The organism is Bradyrhizobium sp., from assembly GCF_036009065.1.
Lineage (GTDB): Bacteria > Pseudomonadota > Alphaproteobacteria > Rhizobiales > Xanthobacteraceae > Bradyrhizobium.
On the sequence record NZ_DASYMN010000320.1, the window covers coordinates 1 to 19,162 of the forward strand.

At 63.0% G+C, this 19,162-nt stretch carries 17 protein-coding genes and 2 pseudogenes; 5 read left to right on the forward strand and 14 right to left on the reverse strand.

The features are described 5' to 3' along the window. Nucleotides 1–451 precede the first annotated feature (451 nt). Nucleotides 452–1,021: pseudogene (locus tag VGP39_RS19635) on the forward strand (IS5 family transposase). A gap of 137 nt (nt 1,022–1,158) precedes the next feature. On the opposite strand, the gene VGP39_RS19640 reads toward VGP39_RS19635, so the two are convergent. The 12 genes from VGP39_RS19640 to cysG form a co-directional block, all read right to left on the reverse strand. Beyond that, a complete protein-coding gene (locus tag VGP39_RS19640) occupies nt 1,159–1,947 on the reverse strand; it encodes a 3-hydroxybutyrate dehydrogenase (protein ID WP_327569759.1) in 789 nt (262 codons plus the stop codon). A gap of 1 nt (nt 1,948) precedes the next feature. Next, entirely contained in the window at nt 1,949–3,139 is a 1,191-nt protein-coding gene (locus VGP39_RS19645; RefSeq protein WP_327569760.1) for a patatin-like phospholipase family protein, read from the reverse strand. Between the two features lie 87 nt (nt 3,140–3,226). Further along, a complete protein-coding gene (locus tag VGP39_RS19650; RefSeq protein WP_414644739.1) occupies nt 3,227–3,730 on the reverse strand; it encodes a CAP domain-containing protein in 504 nt (167 codons plus the stop codon). A 270-nt stretch (nt 3,731–4,000) separates the two neighbouring features. Beyond that, the gene (locus VGP39_RS19655) at nt 4,001–5,044 is read right to left on the reverse strand and encodes a sulfate ABC transporter ATP-binding protein (protein WP_327569761.1); all 1,044 of its coding nucleotides are present in this window, start codon (nt 5,042–5,044) and stop codon (nt 4,001–4,003) included. Continuing rightward, nucleotides 5,034–5,903: a sulfate ABC transporter permease subunit CysW gene (cysW, locus tag VGP39_RS19660; protein ID WP_327569762.1), complete on the reverse strand. Its 870-nt coding sequence runs from the start codon at nt 5,901–5,903 to the stop codon at nt 5,034–5,036. The genes VGP39_RS19655 and cysW overlap by 11 nt, the downstream gene beginning before the upstream one ends. Nucleotides 5,904–6,086: 183 nt before the next feature. After that, nucleotides 6,087–6,923: a sulfate ABC transporter permease subunit CysT gene (gene cysT, locus VGP39_RS19665; RefSeq protein ID WP_327569763.1), complete on the reverse strand. Its 837-nt coding sequence runs from the start codon at nt 6,921–6,923 to the stop codon at nt 6,087–6,089. Nucleotides 6,924–6,950: 27 nt separating this feature from the next. Beyond that, complete coding sequence (locus VGP39_RS19670) at nt 6,951–7,940, reverse strand: sulfate ABC transporter substrate-binding protein (RefSeq protein WP_327569764.1); 990 nt, start codon at nt 7,938–7,940, stop codon at nt 6,951–6,953. A 51-nt stretch (nt 7,941–7,991) separates the two neighbouring features. Next, nucleotides 7,992–8,729 carry a phosphoadenylyl-sulfate reductase gene (locus VGP39_RS19675; protein WP_327569774.1) on the reverse strand — a complete coding sequence of 246 codons (738 nt, stop codon included), beginning with the start codon at nt 8,727–8,729 and terminating at the stop codon, nt 7,992–7,994. Between the two features lie 20 nt (nt 8,730–8,749). After that, on the reverse strand, nt 8,750–9,262 hold the full coding sequence (locus VGP39_RS19680) for a DUF934 domain-containing protein (RefSeq protein WP_327569765.1): 513 nt from the start codon (nt 9,260–9,262) through the stop codon (nt 8,750–8,752). Next, nucleotides 9,249–10,904, reverse strand: a complete 1,656-nt coding sequence (locus VGP39_RS19685; RefSeq protein ID WP_327569766.1) for a nitrite/sulfite reductase — start codon at nt 10,902–10,904, stop codon at nt 9,249–9,251. Before VGP39_RS19685 ends, VGP39_RS19680 begins: the two co-directional genes overlap by 14 nt. Before the next feature lie 10 nt (nt 10,905–10,914). Then, nucleotides 10,915–11,232 (reverse strand): DUF2849 domain-containing protein, encoded by a 318-nt coding sequence (locus tag VGP39_RS19690; protein ID WP_327569767.1) that lies wholly within the window; start codon nt 11,230–11,232, stop codon nt 10,915–10,917. Beyond that, complete coding sequence (gene cysG, locus VGP39_RS19695) at nt 11,229–12,662, reverse strand: siroheme synthase CysG (RefSeq protein ID WP_327569768.1); 1,434 nt, start codon at nt 12,660–12,662, stop codon at nt 11,229–11,231. The genes VGP39_RS19690 and cysG overlap by 4 nt, the downstream gene beginning before the upstream one ends. A gap of 255 nt (nt 12,663–12,917) precedes the next feature. Here cysG and cysD point away from each other — a divergent pair, with 255 nt between their 5' ends. The 4 genes from cysD (at nt 12,918) to VGP39_RS19715 (ending at nt 18,533) form a co-directional block, all read left to right on the forward strand. Beyond that, the gene (gene cysD / locus VGP39_RS19700) at nt 12,918–13,712 is read left to right on the forward strand and encodes a sulfate adenylyltransferase subunit CysD (RefSeq protein WP_327569775.1); all 795 of its coding nucleotides are present in this window, start codon (nt 12,918–12,920) and stop codon (nt 13,710–13,712) included. 22 nt (nt 13,713–13,734) lie between these two features. Continuing rightward, entirely contained in the window at nt 13,735–15,651 is a 1,917-nt protein-coding gene (cysC, locus tag VGP39_RS19705; protein ID WP_327569769.1) for an adenylyl-sulfate kinase, read from the forward strand. A gap of 262 nt (nt 15,652–15,913) precedes the next feature. Beyond that, nucleotides 15,914–18,076 (forward strand): malate synthase G, encoded by a 2,163-nt coding sequence (locus tag VGP39_RS19710; RefSeq protein WP_327569770.1) that lies wholly within the window; start codon nt 15,914–15,916, stop codon nt 18,074–18,076. A gap of 256 nt (nt 18,077–18,332) precedes the next feature. Next, nucleotides 18,333–18,533: a CsbD family protein gene (locus tag VGP39_RS19715; protein ID WP_327569771.1), complete on the forward strand. Its 201-nt coding sequence runs from the start codon at nt 18,333–18,335 to the stop codon at nt 18,531–18,533. Between the two features lie 169 nt (nt 18,534–18,702). Here VGP39_RS19715 and VGP39_RS19720 read toward each other — a convergent pair whose 3' ends face one another. Both VGP39_RS19720 and VGP39_RS19725 read right to left on the reverse strand, forming a co-directional pair. Continuing rightward, nucleotides 18,703–18,858, reverse strand: a complete 156-nt coding sequence (locus tag VGP39_RS19720) for a Thivi_2564 family membrane protein (protein ID WP_327569772.1) — start codon at nt 18,856–18,858, stop codon at nt 18,703–18,705. Between the two features lie 88 nt (nt 18,859–18,946). Continuing rightward, nucleotides 18,947–19,162: pseudogene (locus VGP39_RS19725) on the reverse strand (hypothetical protein); the annotation flags it as partial.

Here is a 19,162-nt window from a genome sequence, read left to right on the forward strand (position 1 = left end):
CGCTCCAGCTCGACCAGGTAAATGCCCTGCGCGTACAGAGCAAAGCCGAAGATCGATAGCGCCAGCAGGAAACATGCAAGCACCACCCGCCAGCCAGCGTAGCGCGGTGACGTCTCGTCGTACATGTGCAGCCCGAGCCCCGCTGCTTCCCGAGCGGCGCGCACTACATACACGCAGTAGGCGTCGAACGCGAGTCACGAATGATGGCGCGAATGTAACGTCTATTCGTTGCGAGAGAAGCGACTTGCGCCCCTAAGCGTTGACGAAGGCGGGAACAATCCGAGCGTCCGCAAATGCAGTCTTCGTGGCGTCGCTCATCGCACTGACGTCCATCGTTTATCGGCCGGTTAAGGTCCGCTTCTGCCCGTGAACGCCCAACCACGACTGAGCCGGGAGTAGTTGCGTTAGGCCGAAGTTTTGTGATTCAAACTCCTAAATTGGAGGATCAATCATGCGCTACGAACTGGCCGAATATGAATGGGTTGCCATCAAGCCCATGCTGCCGAATAAGCCGCGTGGCGTTCCTCGAGTAAACGACCGGCGTGTCCTCAACGGCATCTTCTAGGTCCTGCGATCCGGGGCACCTTGGCGCGATTTGCCGGATCATTTTGGCCCTTACACGACCTGCTATAACCGTTTCGTTCGCTGGCGGCGGGCTCGGCTTGCGCTGAGCCCTGGCGAGGCCCATGACGTTCGACTTGCCGGAAAACTTCTCTCTCGTCTGAAATCCGGGTCAATGCTGCTTGCCGACCGTGGCTACGACGCGGACTGGATCAGGGAGCTTGTCATGAAGAAGGGCGCGTGGGCCAACATCCCGCCGAAAAGCAATCGCAGCGATCCGATCTGCTTCAGCCCCTATCTCTACCGCGCTCGCAACCAGGTCGAGCGGTTCTTCAATAGGATCAAACATTGTCGTCGGGTGGCGACGCGCTACGACAAGCTCGCCGCCAACTACCTTGCCTTTGTCCAACTCGCATCTATTCGGCTATGGCTGGCCGCGCGTTATGAGTCCACGTCCTAGTCCACAGCAGATGGAATAAGTATAACAGGTAAGCGAAAACGAAGCAGATGGTTGGCCGCAACGCCAGCCTTTTGACGGTCCCGGCTCTGCGCAGCAGCACAAAGGATGCCCCAGCGCGTCCGGGACACGGATGAGCCCTACGCTGCGGTCCAGCCGCCGTCGATCGACAGGTTGGCGCCGGTGATCTGGGATGCGTCGTCGCCGCACAGAAACAGCGCCAGCGCCGCGACTTGCTCCGATGTCACGAACTCCTTGGTCGGCTGTGCGGCCAGCATCACGTCCTTGATGACCTGCTCCTTGGTCATGTTGCGCGCCTTCATGGTGTCGGGGATCTGCTTTTCGACCAGCGGCGTCCAGACATAGCCGGGGCTGATGCAGTTGCAGGTGATCTTGAAGGTCGCAAGCTCCAGCGCCACGGTCTTGGTGAGGCCGACGATGCCGTGCTTGGCCGAGACATAGGCCGACTTGAACGGCGAGGCGACCAGCGAATGCGCCGAGGCGGTGTTGATGATGCGGCCCCAGCCGCGCTTCTTCATGCCGGGCACCACGGCACGGATGCCGTGAAACGCCGACGACAGGTTGATGGCGATGATGGCGTCCCACTTGTCGACCGGGAATTCCTCGATCGGGGAGACGAACTGGATGCCGGCATTGTTGACCAGGATATCGACCGAGCCGAAGGTGTTTTCTCCCAGCGCGATCATGCCGGCGATTTCCGAAGGTTTCGTCATGTCGGCCGGCGAGTGCACCGGCTTGACCTTGAAGTCGCTCTCGATCGCGGCGCGCGCCTTCTCGATATCGGCGGGCGTGCCCATGCCGTTGAGCACGATGTTGGCGCCGGCGCCCGCGAAGGCCCGCGCATAAGCGAGCCCGATGCCGCTGGTCGATCCGGTCACCACCGCGGTCTTGCCTGTCAACATGCCCATTCTATTTTTGCTCCTGTTTGTCGTCGAGAGTTTCGCTGACGTCCCCGGTGAGATCGTAGGTCACCATGGTCTCGTCCGATTGTGGCCGCTCCAGCCAATCCCTATGACGCATCGACAGATGAACATCGCGCGCGCCGGCGTTCCAGTGTTCGACCATGCCGACGCGCGAGAAATCGTAATCCTTGGATGAGGATTCGTAATTCTTGCTGCGGTAGATCAGGTGCACCACGGTGACGGTGCTTTCCTTCGACACTTCGCAGAGGAATTTTACCGACGGATCGCTCTTGAGTTCGTCCGGCAACTTCGAAAGCAGGTCGCGCAGCGCCTTGCGGGCATCGTGAATCTTCTTGTTCTTGTCGGTATTCATCCGGGTACGGCTGGAAAAGCGGATGTCCTTTTCGCGCTCCGCGGCCTCCAGCAGTGTCTCCGGCAATGGCCCGCACGCGCTGAACAGGTCGACCTGGAAGATCAGGAGATCGTCCGTGTTATCCTCATCGAGCACGTAATCGAGCGGCGTGTTGGATGCGATGCCGCCGTCCCAGAAATGCTCGTCGTCGATGACGATGGACGGAAAGCCCGGCGGCAACGCCCCCGACGCCATGATGTGTTCGGGGCCGATTCGCTTGCCAAGCTTGCTGAATTCGAAGTTGTCGAAATACTTGAAGTTGCCCGTCGTTACGCCGACGGCGCCGACGCTGAGCCGGGTCTCACAGCTATTGATGCGGTCGAAATCGACCAGCCGCTCCAGCGTCGCGCGCAGCGGCGTGGTGTCGTAATAGCTCTGCGACTGCGGACTGCCCTGCGGCCACAGCGGCGCCGGCGGAAACCGCGGCGTGAAAAAACCGGGTACGCCGAAGGTGGCGATCAAGGCGGCGCTGGTCTCGTTGAACAAGGAGCGTGCCCGGTCGCCCTGCACCACAGGGCTCCAGGACACCGGCGACGACACCGTCTCCCAGAATTCCTTGAGGCGTTCGACGCGCTTTTCCGGCGCGTTGCCGACGATGATCGCTGCATTGATGGCGCCGATCGAAATGCCGGCCACCCATTCGGGGACGAAGTTCTGACGGCACAGCGCCTGATAGGCGCCCGCCTGATAGGAGCCGAGCGCCCCGCCGCCTTGCAGGACAAGCACGGGTTTTGCCCTCGCGGGCGAGGTTGCGGGCACGGGCTCGGTGGAATCCGTCGGCGTCATCGATCGATCTTAAAAAATGAAGGCGCACCGTGGCGTCCCTTCGCGGCGGCGTCAATCGCGGACGGCGCGCGGCGTATCACGCCGAGGTTATCGCGCTTCCGATGATGCGAGAATGAGCGTCCAGAACACCTTATATTTGGTATTCGGAGCATAGCTCGCCGCAATGCCTAGTTTTGTGACACCGTTTTTCAGCATGTTGGCCCGATGCGGCGGCGAGTCCCGCCAGCCGGAAAATGCTTCCGCCAGCGTGTGATAGCCGGCCGATACATTCTCTACCGCCGACGTCGCGGGATATCCCGACGCGTTCAGGCGTTTCGCCAGCGGCGCGGTGACGTCGTGGTCGAGCTTGTTACGGCTGGCCATCGCCATCGACTGCGATTCCGCCAATGTCATCAGCGCGGGATCGACGATCACGGCGCCGAGACCGTTGTTCTGGCGGTAGCCCGAGATCATCGACGCTGCCACCCCCGGATCCACCTTGGCGCCGACATGAGCCATGCTGCGATAGAACGCCGGCTCTTCCTTGAGCGGCGCCTCCGCGGCGCAGCCGCCGAGCACCAAAAGGCCTGATATGGCCACTGCGAGCCGCATGATTCGAATTCCCCCAGAGTCGAGGGCAGTTGTTGCATACCAACCATGGCTGAATGGTGAACGGTGGGGCATTTTAAAGCAGAGAGGTCACCTCGAGTAACGGTCTACCAACCGCGAGCCACACACACCGCCGTCATCCTGAGGAGCCGCGCCCTTGCGCGGCGTCTCGAAGGATCGCCGCAGGCACTCGTGGCCATCCTTCGAGGCTCGCCGTGAAGAACGGCGAGCACCTCAGGATGACGGCTGCGCTTGTGGCGTCAGAAACTATTCCTACGCCGCGAAAATCCGGTACCGTCTTGGGTGCAGGCCGATCATGTCGCCGGTCCTGAGTTCACGGTCGCGCGGTGCGTCGATTTCGATCAGCGTGCCGCCGTTGTCCGACGACAGCGCCACTTCGGCGCGCTGGGTGGGCCCAAAAGTCCGCACCCGCTTTACCGCGCCTTCCAGCACGCCGCTGCCGACCGGCCCCACCTGCATGTCATGGCGGCGGACGAACAGTTGCGACGGGCCGCAGGCGGCGCCGTCGGGTGCGATGTTCAGCACCCTGCCATCGAGCCGCACGCGGCCGTCATCGACATGCACCGGCAGCACGATCGATTCGCCGATGAAGCCGTGCACGAAGGCGGTCGCCGGCTGGTCGTAGACCTCGCCGGGCGTGCCGATCTGTTCGATGCGGCCCTTGTCCATCACCACCACGCGGTTGGCGACTTCCAGCGCCTCTTCCTGGTCGTGGGTGACGAAGATCGAGGTGACGTTGATTTCCTCGTGCAGCGTCCGCAGCCATTGCCGCAGCTCCTTGCGCACCTTGGCGTCGAGCGCGCCGAACGGCTCGTCGAGCAGCAGGATGCGCGGCTCGATCGCAAGCGCCCGCGCCAGCGCAATGCGCTGGCGCTGGCCGCCAGACAGTTGGCTCGGATAGCGGCTGGAGAGCCAGTCGAGCTGCACCAGGTCGAGCAGCTCTTTTACGCGCGCACGAATGTCGGCCTCGCTCTTGCGGATGGCCCGGGGCTGCACGCGCAAGCCGAAGGCGACGTTCTCGAACACCGTCATGTGCCGGAACAGCGCGTAGTGCTGGAACACGAAACCGACATGGCGTTCGCTGGCGCCCTGCGCCAGCGCGTCCTCGCCGTCGAACGAGACCGCGCCGGTATCGGGCCAGTCCAGCCCCGCGATGATCCGCAGCAGCGTGGTCTTGCCCGAGCCCGATGGTCCGAGCAGCGCCAGCAATTCGCCGTTGGCGACCTTGAGGTCGACGTCGTCGAGCGCGGTGAACGCGCCGAATTTTTTCATGATATTTTTGACTTCAATTGCCACGCGGGATTTGCCCTTCGTCCAGATGCCGCTCGAGAATGGTCTTGGCCACCAGCGTGATCAGCGCCAACATCGCCAGCAGCGACGCGATCGCAAACGCCGATACGAATTGATATTCGTTGTAGAGGATTTCAACCAGAAGCGGCATGGTATTGGTCTCGCCGCGGATGTGCCCCGATACCACCGACACCGCACCGAATTCGCCCATTGCGCGTGCGTTACACAACAGTACGCCATACAGCACGCCCCATTTGATATTGGGCAAAGTGACGCGGAAGAAGGTCTGCAGGCCGGAGGCACCAAGCGAGATCGCCGCCTCCTCTTCCTGCGTGCCCTGCTCGTGCATCAGCGGAATCAGCGCCCGTGCCACGAACGGAAACGTCACGAAGGTGGTCGCGAGCGCGATGCCGGGCACCGCGAACAGCACCTGGATGTTATGGGCCTGCATCCACGGCCCCCAAAATCCCTGGGCGCCGAACAGCAGCACGAAGACCAGCCCGGAGATGACGGGACTGACCGAAAATGGCAGGTCGATCAATGAGATGAGGAGCGTCTTGCCGGGGAATTCGAATTTGGTGATGGCCCAGGCCGCGGTCACGCCGAACACCAGATTGAGGCTGACGGAAATCGCCGCGACGGTGAGTGTCAGCCGGATCGCGGAGAGCGCCTCGGGATCGGTGAGCGCGGAAAAGTAAGCGCCGATCCCTTTGGAAAACGCCTGCGCGAACACCACGACCAGCGGCAGCACCACAAAGACGGTGAGGAACGTTACCGTGATCGCGATGATGACGGTGCGGATCAGCCAGGGCTCGGTGCGTGTATCGGCCCGCGCGGATAACGATAGGGGTTGGACGTTGGTCATGCGACACAACCTTCGTCATTCCGGGACGCGCCGCTTGGCGCGGGCCCGGAATCCATACTCCCGGCGGTGGTTATGGATTCCGGGCTCGCTCGCTCGGCGACAAAATTGACGTAGTCAATTTTGCGCAAAGCTCGCGCCCCGGAATGACGGTCTTGTTGTTTCGTGCGCATTCTCAAACCATCCTCAATGCGCAGGGATTCGGGTTTGCGCCCAGCGCTGGATGCGGTTGACGGCGAAGATGATCAGGAACGCGGCGATCAGCATGACCACGGCAATAGCTGTTGCATCGGCATAGCGGAATTCGGACAGCCGGATCACGATCAGCAGCGGTGCGATCTCGGAGACGTTCGGCAGGTTGCCGGCGATGAAGATGACCGAGCCGTATTCGCCGACGGCGCGCGCGAACGCCAGCGCAAAACCGGTCAGCATCGCCGGCATCAGGCTCGGCAGGATCACCTTTGATACCGTGTGCCAGCGATTGGCGCCGAGGCTGGCGGCGGCCTCCTCGATCTCGGCATCGAGATCGATCAGCACCGGCTGCACCGTGCGCACCACAAAGGGGATGCCGATGAAAATCATCGCGACAAAAATCCCGACCGGCGTGAACGCGACCTTGATGCCGAGTTCGGCCAGCGGCGCGCCGAGCCAGCCTTTTTGCGCGAACAGCGACGTCAGCGCCACGCCGGCTACCGCGGTCGGCAGCGCGAAGGGAATATCGACGATGGCGTCGAACAGCCTGCGGCCCGGAAAGCGGTAGCGCACCAGCGCCCAGACGATGATCATTCCCATGACGAGATTGACGACTGCCGCGGCGAAGGCGAGCCCGAACGACAGTTTCAGCGCGTTGAGCGTGCGGCGGCTGGCGAGAATGGCCCAGAACTGATCGAAACTCAGTTCGAACGTCTTGAGGAACAGGCCCGCCAGCGGGATCAACACGATGATCGACAGCCATGTCAGCGTCAATCCCATGGTGAGACCGAATCCCGGCAAGGTGCTGCGCCTTGACGCCGCTCCGCTCACAACGCCCTCTGAAAAAGTTCGCTTCGTTCAGTTTTTGTAGATTTGATCGAAGATGCCGCCTTCGCCAAAGTGTTCCTTCTGCGCCTTGGTCCAGCCGCCAAACACGTCGTCGATGGTGAACAGTTCGACCTTGGCGAACGACGTCTCGTATTCCTTTGCGATCTCCGGATCGCGCGGACGGTAGGAGTTGCGTGCGGCAATTTCTTGGCCTTCTTTGCTGTACCAGTATTTCAAATAGGCTTCCGCGGCGGCGCGCGTGCCCTTTTTATCGGCAACGGCGTCGACGACGGCGATCGGAGGCTCGGCGAGGATCGACAGCGGCGGCGACACGATCTGGAACTTGTCCTTGCCGAACTCCCGCTGCGCCAGGAACGCCTCGTTTTCCCAGGCCAGCAGCACGTCGCCGACGCCACGCTCGACGAATGTGACGGTCGAGCCCCGCGCGCCGGTGTCGAGCACCGGGACATTTTGATACAGATCGGCGACGAATTTTTTGGCCTTGTCCGCCGAGCCGGTCTTCTTCAGCACGTAGCCCCATGCGGCAAGATAATTCCAGCGCGCGCCTCCGGAGGTTTTCGGATTCGGGGTGATGACGCTGACGCCGGGTTTGATCAGATCATCCCAATCCTTGATGCCTTTCGGATTACCCTTGCGCACCAGAAAAACAATGGTCGAGGTGTAGGGTGAGGCATTGAGCGGCAGGCGCTTTTGCCAGTCCTTAGGCAGCAGGCCTTTGCCGGCAATGGCGTCGATGTCGTAGGCGAGCGCCAGTGTGATCACGTCGGCCTTGAGGCCGTCGATTACGGCGCGCGCCTGCGAGCCGGAGCCGCCATGCGATTGTTTGATTTCGACGCTCTTGCCGGTTTCTCTCTGGTAGGCCGCGGCAAACGCCTTGTTGAAATCGGCGTAGAGTTCGCGCGTCGGATCGTAGGACACATTGAGCAGCGACACGTCGGCGGCAAATGCTGAACTCACCCAGACCAGTGCTGCAACGACCGCAAGAATACGACGAACCATCTCGATCTCCGTTGCCGCGACGAAATCTAGTGTCGTCGCTCTCGGCGTTGCTTACTTACCTCGCCCCGCTTGCGGGGCGAGGGAGTGGGTGTGGATGCCGCATTCCGTTTTCGGCCGACCGCGCCAGCGGCCGGCGCGGGTGTCTTCATCAGGCTCGGTGCGGCTGGTGCACGGCATGCATCCGACCGAGAGGTATCCGGCCGCCGCGAGCGGATGCGGCGGCAGTTTTGCATCCGCATAAATCGCCGCGATGTCCTCGCGGGAAACGTTCGCGAACGGATTGAATTTCAAGCGCACGCCGTCTTCCTCGACGACGGGAATCGCCGCGCGCGCGCGGCCCTGAAAGCGCTTGCGCCCGTTGATCCAGGCATCGAAGGGCGCCAGCGCGCGCGCCAGCGGTTCGACTTTTCGAATCCGGCAGCACGCATCCGGACCGGAGAACCAAAGATCGCGATCGGGATCGGCCTGATCCAGGGTTTTTTCCAGCGGTTTTACCGAAGGGACATCGCGCAGCCCAAGCGCCGCGATCAGCCTGTCGCGATAAACAAGCGTTTCCTCGAACAGCCAGCCGGTGTCGAGAAAGATCACGGGAATCGCCGGATCGACATCGGCCATCACCTTCAGCAAGGCCGCCGATTCGGTGCCGAACGACGACACCATCGCGAGACGGTCGCGGCCAACCGCGCGCAGCGCCGCGGCGATGATCTGTTGAGGCGGCGCGTCGCGCAGCGCGCGGTCGAGCACCTCGGCTGACGGAAATTCGTCCGTGAGCGGCGCCCGCTCCGGCAATAATCGATTTGCAAGACTGCTCACTGGCTGGCGCTTTCCGAATGACGTTGCTGCATCCGCCGGTGCAGGGCGGTGACGCGGCCGTCGCCGGTCGGCTGATAGAACACCGAGTAGCGCTTGACCGTATTGGCAAAGGCTTCGGCGTCGCTGTCTTTCTTCACCTCGAAGGCGTCGAACCCGGCGCGCAGCATGAACACGAACTGATCGCGCAGGATTTGTCCTGTGGCGCGCAGCTCGCCGCGATAATTGTAGCGTTCCCGCAGCAGCCGCGCCTGGCTGTAGGCGCGGCCATCGCGGAAAGTCGGGAACACCAGCGCAACCACCGCAAGCCGGTCGAGATGCGGCACGAGGTCATCGACGTCGCGGTTGTTCGGCCAGATCACCCCCAGCTTGCCGAGCCGTCGCGACAGCGCGTCGGCATCGGCGAGAAACCGCGCGGCTGAGATCAGCACCGGGCCGCTCGGGATCTCGTCATCGTCGGCGACGCGGACGAACGAATCGCCAAAAATCTTTCCGTTCTTAACGAGTGGCATAGACGCGCTCCCTGAATGGTTCGACGCCGAGTCGCTTCACGGTATCGACGAACAATTCGTCGGGCCGCGCGCGCAGCGCCAGATAGGCTTCAACGATGTCCTCGACCACGTCGGCGACATCGGCATAGGCCACCGAGGGCCCGATCAGATGGCCGAGTTCGGCATGCTCGTCGGCACGGCCGCCGATGGTGATCTGGTAAAATTCCTCGCCGTTCTTCTCGACGCCGAGAATGCCGATGTGACCGACGTGATGATGCCCGCAGGCGTTGATGCAGCCGGAAATGTTGACATGCAGCTTGCCGATCAGGTTAGCGGTGTCGTGATTGGCGAAGCGGCGGGTCAGTTCCTGCGCGATCGGGATCGAACGCGCATTGGCAAGCGAACAGTAATCCAGCCCCGGGCAGGCGATGATGTCAGTGACCAAATTGACGTTCGGCGTCGCGACGCCGATGGCATCCAGCGCCTTCCACAATGCCGGCAGGTCGCGCTTGGCGACATGGGGCAGCGCCAGGTTCTGCTCATGGCCGACGCGGATTTCGCCGAATGAATATCTGTCGGCAAGATCGGCGATCGCGTCCATCTGGTCGGCGGTGGCGTCGCCGGGCGGTCCGCCGACCGGTTTCAGGGACAATGTGACGATCGCATAGCCGGGCACCTTGTGCGGCGCGACCGAATTCTTGCGCCATGCCTCGAACTGCGGATCGTGCGCGGCTTTCTTCAGCTCGTCCGGCATGTGCGCCAGTTTTTCGTAGGCCGGATAGGAAAAGCGCGAGCGGATTTCCTCGATCGCCGCGTCATCGAGCGTCAGTGCGCTTCCCTCCATCTGCTGCCATTCGTCCTCGACCTCAGCTGCGAATTTTTCGGCGCCGAGTTCGTGGACCAGGATCTTGATCCGCGCCTTGTAGATGTTGTCGCGGCGTCCGTACTGGTTATAGACGCGCAGGATCGCCTCGACGTAGCTGAGCAGATCGTGGCCATGCACGAACGGCTTGATGGTCTTGCCGATGAACGGCGTGCGGCCGAGCCCGCCGCCGACCAGCACCTCGAAGCCGGTTTCGCCAGCTGCGTTCTTGTGCAGACGAAGCCCGACATCGTGCACCTTGATCGCGGCGCGGTCGTGCGCGGACGCAGTGATGGCGAATTTGAACTTGCGCGGCAGGAACGAGAATTCCGGATGCAGCGTGGTGTATTGCCGCAGCAGCTCGGACCAGATGCGGGGGTCCTCGATCTCGCCGGGCGCGACGCCGGCCCATTGATCCGACGTGACGTTGCGGGTGTTGTTGCCCGAGGTCTGCATGGCGTGGATGCCGACCTCGGCAAGATCGGCCAGCGCGTCCGGCAATTCGGCGAGCTTGATCCAGTTGAACTGGATGTTCTGCCGGGTGGTGAAATGCCCGTAGCCGCGATCATAGCGCCGCGCCACATGCGCCAGCCGGCGCAACTGGAGAGACGACAGCGTGCCGTAGGGGATCGCGACGCGGAACATGTAGGCGTGCAGCTGCAGATAGACGCCGTTCTGCAGCCGCAGCATCTTGAACTCGTCCTCGGTGAGCTCGCCGGACAGCCGGCGCTTCACCTGATCGCGAAATTCGGAGACGCGCTCATTGATCAGCGTGCGGTCGATTTCATCGTAAGCGTACATGAACTTGCCTTTACGCCGGAACCGGAAGGCCGATGGTGAGGCCTTCCGACCGGATGTGTTCGCGCAGATTGCCGGGCTCGATCGCGCCGCCATCGCCGATGTCCACTGGCGCGATGTAAGCGCCGATCGCACCGACATCGTCGGCTATCGATTCGGCGAGCAGCGCGCGTGCTTCGTCGGAGGTGCGGACGATCGCCGCATCCGACAAGTCGTCCGACCAGCCCTGCGACGGCGTGCGGTAGATCACGACACCGTCCCAGGTGCGGTTTGCGGTGACCACCGAGGGGCCGGTGATCTTGATTTTCTTCTGTTCGAGGGGGGAGGTCATTCGGCAGCTACCAGATAGTTCGAGATCAGGGAATCGAGATTAGCTTGGCGCCAGGGTGCTGAGTGCGCGACCACGTCGCCGATTACGAGAATGGCGGGGCCGCCGTCGATCTCGCGAACCAGCGCCGGGAGATTTTCGAGCGCGCCGACCACGGCTTGCGAATCCGGCCGGGTCGCGCGGGCAAACACGCCGACCGGCGTTTGCGGCGAACGTCCGGCGGCTAGCAGGCCGGCGCGGATCGCGGGCGCGGCGGTGATGCCCATGTAGACCACCACCGTCATCTTACTATCGGTCAGCGTGGTCCAGTCGACAGTCTCTGCGTCTTTCGCCTTGTGCGCGGTGAGAAACGTGATGCGCAGCGCTTCGCCGCGGAACGTCAGCGGCACTTCGGATTCCGCGGCGGCGCCGAGGCCTGCGGTGATTCCGGGAATGACCGAATAAGCAACACCCGCCTCGCGCAGCGCCTCGATTTCCTCGCCGCCGCGGCCGAAGACAAAGGGATCGCCGCCTTTGAGGCGCACCGCGCGCTGGCCTGATTGCGCGGCGTCGATCAGCAATCTGTTGATGGCGTCCTGGCCGATGCCGGGCTTTCCCACGCGACGTCCCACCGGCACGCGCGCGGCGTCGCGGCGGGCGCGATCAAGCACTTGCCGCGAGACCAGTTCGTCGTAGAAAATGATGTCGGCGTCCTGCAGCGCGCGCAGCGCCTTGATGGTGAGCAGATCCGGATCGCCGGGGCCTGCGCCAACCAGCGTCACTTTGCCTTCTGCTCGGCCTGCCTGCGCGCCGGCAAAGGCTGTGGGATCGGCGATATCCTTCAGCGCCGCTTCGGCCTCATCGTTGTGGCCGGCGAGCACCAGCGCGCCGATCGGGCCATCAATCACACGCTCCCAGAAGCGGCGGCGCAGCGGAAACTCGGGAATACGATCATGAATGGATTTGCGCCAGTGGCCGATGAAGCTGGCGAGATCCCCGATCCGCGCCGGCAGCATCGCCTCGATGCGCTCGCGTACCCGGCGCGCCACAACAGGCGAAGCGCCGCCGGTGCCGACGGCGACCACCACGTCGCCGCGATCGACAATCGCCGGGAAAATAAAGGTGGAGTGGGCAAGATCGTCCATTACGTTGACGGGCAGGCCGACGGCCCTGGCCCGCGCCGACATCGCCGGCCCGAATTCACCGGCGCCCGCGCAGAGCACCGCGATCACGCCTGAAAGATCGGCTGTCAGCGGATCGCCTTGCGCCCGCTCGATCCGCGCCGCATCTGACGCATCTAGCCCGCTCACATCGTGATCGCCGTCGCTCGCGTACCAGCGGACGCGCGCGCCTGCCGACAGCAACAGGCGCAGCTTCGCCCGCATCAATTGGCCGCCGCCAAGGAGCAGGATCGGACCAGTCTGCAGATCGAGGAACACCGGCAGGAATCGCATGCGAAACTCCGCTCCCCAACTTTCGGGGGTTGACTAGAATTATTTTCTATTTATGTCTCACGCAAGCCTCACAAAGAGAAAATTATTTCTTCTCTATTGCAGTGCAACTATAGAATTTCCGTCCTCAAACACCAAGCGGCGAAGATGTCCCTTCTCGACAACAGCGGCCGAATTCATGCGTTGCGCGGCGCACCCGAAACCCAGCGATTACCGGGCCTGCAAATTCCGCATCCCGAGCCGCTCAACGGTCCCAGCATGGACCACCTCGATGCGCTGGAAGCCCAAAGCATCTACATTTTCAGGGAAGCGTTCGCGCGGCTGAAGAAGCTGGCGCTGCTGTGGTCGCTCGGCAAAGATTCCAACGTGATGATCTGGCTGGCGCGCAAGGCGTTCTTCGGCCGCGTGCCGTTCCCGGCGCTGCATGTCGACACGGGCAAGAAATTTCCCGAGATGTACGCGTTCCGCGACCGCTACGGCAAGGAATGGGAGCTTGATCTCCGCATCGAACCCTGCCCGCCGATCGACGCCGTGGATCCGACCCTGCCGCCGGCGGCGCGATCCGCCGCGCGCAAGACCGAGGGGCTGAAGCTGGCGCTGACAAAATACGGTTTTGACGGATTGATCGCCGGCATTCGCCGCGACGAAGAGGCGACCCGCGCCAAGGAGCGGGTGTTCTCGCCGCGCGGCGCCGAAGGCGGATGGGACGTCCGCGACCAGCCGCCGGAATTCTGGGACCAGTTCAACGCCTCGCCGCCGCCCGGCGCGCATTTGCGCATCCACCCGATCCTGCACTGGACCGAGGCCGATATCTGGGCCTACACCCAGCGCGAAAACATCCCGATCATCCCGCTGTATCTCGCCAAAGACGGCAAGCGCTACCGCTCGCTCGGAGATCAGGACATCACTAATCCGGTGGCGTCCGATGCATCGAACATCGAAGAAATCCTGCTTGAGCTGAACAGTACCAAGGTGCCGGAACGCTCAGGCCGCGCGCTGGATCATGAGACCGAGGATGCGTTCGAGCGGCTGCGCGTCGCCGGCTATCTGTAAAAAATTCGAACTGGGTGCCGCGATGAACATGATGCTCTCGAGAACGACACAGGCACCGCCGAACGGCACCACGCGTCCGCAAGTCCGTATCGTCATCGTCGGCCACGTCGATCACGGCAAGTCGACGCTGGTCGGGCGCCTGCTGCACGAGACCGGCAGCCTGCCCGAGGGCAAACTCGAGATGCTGAAAGCCGTCAGCGCGCGGCGCGGCATGCCGTTCGAATGGTCGTTCCTGCTGGACGCGCTGCAGACCGAGCGCGACCAGGGCATCACCATCGACACCACGCAGATCCGCTTCCGCACCCGTTCGCGCGACGTGGTGCTGATCGACGCGCCCGGCCACGCGGAATTTTTACGCAACATGATCACCGGCGCCTCCCAGGCCGACGGCGCGGTGCTGATCATCGATGCGCTGGAAGGCGTGCGCGACCAGACGCGGCGGCACGGTTATCTGTTGCATCTGCTCGGCGTCAAACAGGTCGCGGTGGTGGTCAACAAGATGGATCGCGTCGATTTCAGCGCGGCGCGGTTCAACGCCATCAGCGACGAAATCTCGGCGCATCTCATCGGCCTCGGCGTCGCGCCGTCGGCGGTAATCCCGATTTCCGCGCGCGACGGCGACGGCGTCGCCGAGCGCACGCCGCGGATCGGCTGGTATAACGGCCCGACGGTGGTCGAGGCGCTGGATGCGCTGGAGCCGGCGCGCCCACTGGAGGCGTTGGCGCTGCGGCTGCCGGTGCAGGCGATCTACAAATTCGACGACCGCCGCATTGTCGCCGGCCGCATTGAATCCGGTTCTCTAAGCGCCGGCGACGAAATCGTCATTATGCCATCGGCCAAGATCGCAAAGATCAAGACGGTCGAGAGCTGGCCGTTGACGCCGGTGAAGGGACGCCAGGGCGCCGGACGCTCGGTCGGCATCACGCTCGACCGCGAGCTGTTCATCGAACGCGGCGACGTCATTGCGCACGTCGATTCGGCACCGCGCGACACGCGGCGGATTCGCGCGCGTATTTTCTGGCTGCACGACAAGCCGCTGGTGTCAGGCGCGTCGATCGTGGTCCGGCTTGGCACCAGGGAAGCACGCGCCACCGTCGTCGCCATCGAGAAGGCGGTCGATCCCGGCGAATTGTCCAGCGTGGAGACGACATCGATCGCGCGCAATCATGTCGGTGAGATCGACATCTCGCTGGCCCAGGCGCTGGCGGCTGATCCCTACACCGACAACCCGCGCACCGGACGGCTGGTGATCGAGGTCCAGGGCCGCATCGCCGGCGGCGGGCTAGTGCTCTCGGTCGACGCCGGACAACGCGCCGTGCCGGTCGATATCGTGCCGGTGGAATCCGCGCTGCGCCCCGACGAGCGCTCCGCGCGTTATCGCCACGCCGGCGCCGTGGTCTGGCTGACGGGATTGCCGGGCTCCGGAAAATCCACCCTTGCGCGCGCGCTGGAACGCAGGCTGTTCGGCCAGGGTGGCTCGCCGGTTCTGCTCGATGGCGACACCTTGCGCGCCGGGCTCAATGGCGACCTCGGTTTCTCCGCGCAGGACCGTACCGAGAACATCCGGCGTCTCGCGGAAGTCGCGACGCATCTTGCGCGCAATGGGCACATCGCGATCGTCGCCGCGGTCTCGCCTTCGGCGGAAGACCGCGCCGCCGCCCGCCACATCGCCGATACCGCGTTTCGGGAGGTTTATGTCGCAACGCCGGCCGAGGTCTGCGAGAGCCGCGACCCCAAGGGCCATTACGCCAAGGCGCGCGCCGGCGGGCTGAACAACTTTACCGGGATCGGCAAGGATTATCAGGCGCCGACCGACAGCGAACTGACCATCGACACCTCGGCGCGATCGGTGTCCGACGCCACCGACGACATCGAGCGGATGCTGGCCAGGACCGGCATTCTGTTCGACGAACTCGTTGATCTTGCTGCGAATATTTGAACCGGCCGCCCAAAACTCCACCGTCATCCTGAGGAGCCGCGCATCTTGCGCGGCGTCTCGAAGGATGGCCACCGGCGCTTGCGGCCATCCTTCGAGACGGCCGCTTCGCGGCCTCCTCAGGATGACGTCACGTTTCGGGTTTACCCCCTGCGCCATCCTGTCTAAAAGGCCGGGAACCGCAGCCCCTCGCGGCGCGTTTTTTGCTTCTTTATCCCTGAGAACGGCGCGAGATGCGCCGTTTCGCGTGAGAAAATCCGAGATCATGAATCGTATCGACGCCCACGGACTGAAGATCGCTCCTGTCCTGTTTGATTTCATTGCCAAGGAAGCCGCCCCCAAGACCGGGATTTCGCCGGACGCGTTCTGGGCCGGGCTTGCCGCCATCGTCCGCGATCTCGCGCCGAAGAACCGCGACCTGCTCAAGGTGCGCGATACGCTGCAACAAAAGATCGACGGCTGGCATCGCGCGCACAAGGGCAAGCCGTTCAACATGAACGCCTATACCGCCTTCCTCAAGGAGATCGGCTACCTGCTGCCGGAGCCGGCGACGCATGACGTCGAGACCGCCAATGTTGATGAAGAAATCGGAAAAATCTGTGGGCCGCAGCTGGTGGTGCCGCTCACCAATGCGCGCTACGCGCTGAACGCGGCCAATGCGCGCTGGGGCAGCCTGTACGATGCGTTTTACGGCACCGACGCGATCCCGCACGAGGCCGGCGAAGAGGGCAAGGGGTTTAACAAGGCGCGCGGCGCCAAGGTGATCGCGAAAGCGAAGTCTTTTCTTGACCAGGCTGTGCCGCTGGCGACCGCAAGCCATACCGACGTCACCGCCTATAGCGTCATCGCCGGACAGCTTGCCGTCAAACTGAAGAGCGGCAACGCCACCGCGCTGAAATCCAACGCGCAGTTCGCAGGTTTCCAGGGCGAGGCCGCAGCGCCGAGCGCGATCCTGCTGGTCAACAACGGGCTGCATGTCGAGGTCAGGATCGATCGCAGCCATTTCATCGGCAAGGACGATCCGGCCGGGGTCGCCGACATGATCCTGGAATCGGCGGTCTCCACCATCCTCGACATGGAGGACAGCGTCGCGGCGGTGGATGCCGAGGACAAGGTGATGGTCTATCGCAATACGCTGGGCCTGATGAACGGCGCGTTATCGGCGGACTTCGAGAAGGGCGGCAAGACCTTGAAGCGCGCGCTCAATCCCGACCGGGTCTACAAGACGCCCGACGGCGGCGAACTCAAGCTGCACGGACGCAGTCTTCTCTTGATGCGCAATGTCGGCCACCACATGTTCACCGACGCGGTGCTGGACAGCACCGGCGAGGAAATTCCGGAAGGGTTGCTCGATGCCGCGGTCGCCGGCCTGCTCGCGATCCATGATCTCAAGGGCAGCGCGAAGACACGCAACAGCCGCACCGGCTCGGTTTACATCGTCAAGCCGAAGATGCACGGCCCCGATGAAGTCGCGCTGACCTGCGAGCTGTTCGGCCGAGTCGAGGCGATGCTGTCGCTGCCCGAGAACACCCTGAAAGTCGGCATCATGGACGAGGAGCGCCGCACCACGGTCAACCTCAAGGCCTGCATCCAGAATGCTTCGAAGCGCATCTGCTTCATCAACACCGGCTTCCTCGACCGCACCGGCGACGAGATTCATACCTCGATGGAAGCGGGACCGATGATCCGCAAGAACGACATGAAGTCGAGCGTCTGGATCAAGGCCTATGAGGACTGGAACGTCGATGTCGGCCTGATCGACGGGCTGCCGGGACACGCCCAGATCGGCAAGGGCATGTGGGCCGCGCCCGACAAGATGGCCGACATGCTTTCGCAAAAGATCGCGCATCCGCAGGCCGGCGCCACCACCGCCTGGGTGCCCTCGCCTACCGCGGCGACGCTGCATGCGCTGCATTATCACCAGGTCAACGTGCTGGCGCGGCAGGACGAGTTGAAAAAGGGCGGCCCGCGCGCAAAGCTGTCGGACATCCTCACCATCCCGGTGTCGCAGTCGAACTGGGCGCCCGACGATGTGAAGCAGGAGATCGACAACAATTGCCAAGGCATTTTGGGCTATGTGGTGCGCTGGATCGACCAGGGCGTCGGCTGCTCCAAGGTGCCGGACATTCATGACGTAGGGCTGATGGAAGACCGCGCCACCCTGCGCATCTCCAGCCAGCATCTGGCGAACTGGCTGCATCAGGGCGTCATCACCAGGGATCAGGTGATGGAGTCGCTCAAGCGCATGGCGGTCGTGGGCGACAAGCAGAACGCCGGCGACCCGCTGTACCGCCCGATGGCGCCCGGTTTCGACGGCGTGGCTTTCAAGGCCGCCTGCGATCTCGTTTTCAAGGGCCGCGAGCAGCCCAACGGCTACACCGAATACATTCTGACCGCGCGGCGCAGGGAAGCGAAAGCGGCGGGGTAATCGCGTAACCCGGATGGAGCGAAGCGAATCCGGGGAAACCAGTAAAGTTCGTCATGGCCGGGCTTGTCCCGGCCATCCACGTCTTATTTTTCATGAGGGCTGCAAGACGTGGATGCCCGGGACAAGCCCGGGCATGACGGAGAAAGCAACCCGGATTTCGCTGCGCTCCATCCGGGCTACGGGTCAGATGCCTCAGCGCGGAACGTTTGAATTGCCTGCCCGTTGAAAGGCCGTCGCAACTCAAGAGGAGATGGCGATGGACTGGAATAGGATTGAAGGCAACCGGAAGCAATTCAAGGGTGCGGCCAAGGAGAAGTGGGGCAAACTCACCGACGACGATCTGAACGTGATCGAAGGCCGCCGCGAGCAATTGGAAGGCAAGCTGCAGCAGCGCTACGGTTTTGCCAAGGATCAGATCCATAAGGATGTGGACGACTGGTTCAGGACGCTGAAGTAAGTCCGCCCTATCGGCATACGAAAGCCACGGCATTCCGCCGGGGCTTTTTGTTGTTCATTCCGCGGCGCGAGACATACCGCCGTCATTGCGAGCCAAGCGAAGCAATCCAGAACCGCGAAGCAAGACTGGATTGCTTCGGTCGCTTCGCTCCTCGCAATGACGGGAGTCCCTAAAACACCGCGATGTATTTCAGCAGCGAGATTACGCCGAGGATGATCACCACGACGCGGGCGATCTGCTTGGCGCGGCCGTCGAGCGGCAACAGATTGATCAGATAGAGAATGAGAATGACTACGAGAAACGTGACCAGGGCGCCCATCAGCATAGCAATTCCCTCATCGTTTTGAACGACGCGACGCGCGCGACGTCATCCCAACGCGGGTGGAACCCAAGGGTTCCACAAAAGGAACCTGCTATTCGGACGCCACGACCGGCACGCGCTGGTACTTCGCGCGAATCTGTGGCGACGCAGGGGAGAGGTTCAACGCGGCGCCGCGCTTGTCGGGTACGCGGGCGGCGACCACCAAACCGTTTTCGCCGGCGACGATGTCACCCTTGCGCAGCGTCGGATCGTCCTCGATCTTGATCGGGGCGAGGCCGAGTTGGTCCTTGCCGTTGCAGGTGCAGCC

Coding starts and splice junctions, on each gene's coding strand:
- VGP39_RS19640 (WP_327569759.1), bottom strand. CDS start 1,947: ATGGGCATGTTGACAGGCAAGACCGCGGTGGTGACCGGATCGACCAGC.
- VGP39_RS19645 (WP_327569760.1), bottom strand. CDS start 3,139: ATGACGCCGACGGATTCCACCGAGCCCGTGCCCGCAACCTCGCCCGCG.
- VGP39_RS19650 (WP_414644739.1), bottom strand. CDS start 3,730: ATGCGGCTCGCAGTGGCCATATCAGGCCTTTTGGTGCTCGGCGGCTGC.
- cysW (WP_327569762.1), bottom strand. CDS start 5,903: ATGACCAACGTCCAACCCCTATCGTTATCCGCGCGGGCCGATACACGC.
- VGP39_RS19670 (WP_327569764.1), bottom strand. CDS start 7,940: ATGGTTCGTCGTATTCTTGCGGTCGTTGCAGCACTGGTCTGGGTGAGT.
- VGP39_RS19680 (WP_327569765.1), bottom strand. CDS start 9,262: ATGCCACTCGTTAAGAACGGAAAGATTTTTGGCGATTCGTTCGTCCGC.
- VGP39_RS19685 (WP_327569766.1), bottom strand. CDS start 10,904: ATGTACGCTTACGATGAAATCGACCGCACGCTGATCAATGAGCGCGTC.
- VGP39_RS19690 (WP_327569767.1), bottom strand. CDS start 11,232: ATGACCTCCCCCCTCGAACAGAAGAAAATCAAGATCACCGGCCCCTCG.
- cysG (WP_327569768.1), bottom strand. CDS start 12,662: ATGCGATTCCTGCCGGTGTTCCTCGATCTGCAGACTGGTCCGATCCTG.
- cysD (WP_327569775.1), top strand. CDS start 12,918: ATGGACCACCTCGATGCGCTGGAAGCCCAAAGCATCTACATTTTCAGG.
- cysC (WP_327569769.1), top strand. CDS start 13,735: ATGAACATGATGCTCTCGAGAACGACACAGGCACCGCCGAACGGCACC.
- VGP39_RS19710 (WP_327569770.1), top strand. CDS start 15,914: ATGAATCGTATCGACGCCCACGGACTGAAGATCGCTCCTGTCCTGTTT.
- VGP39_RS19715 (WP_327569771.1), top strand. CDS start 18,333: ATGGACTGGAATAGGATTGAAGGCAACCGGAAGCAATTCAAGGGTGCG.
- VGP39_RS19720 (WP_327569772.1), bottom strand. CDS start 18,858: ATGCTGATGGGCGCCCTGGTCACGTTTCTCGTAGTCATTCTCATTCTC.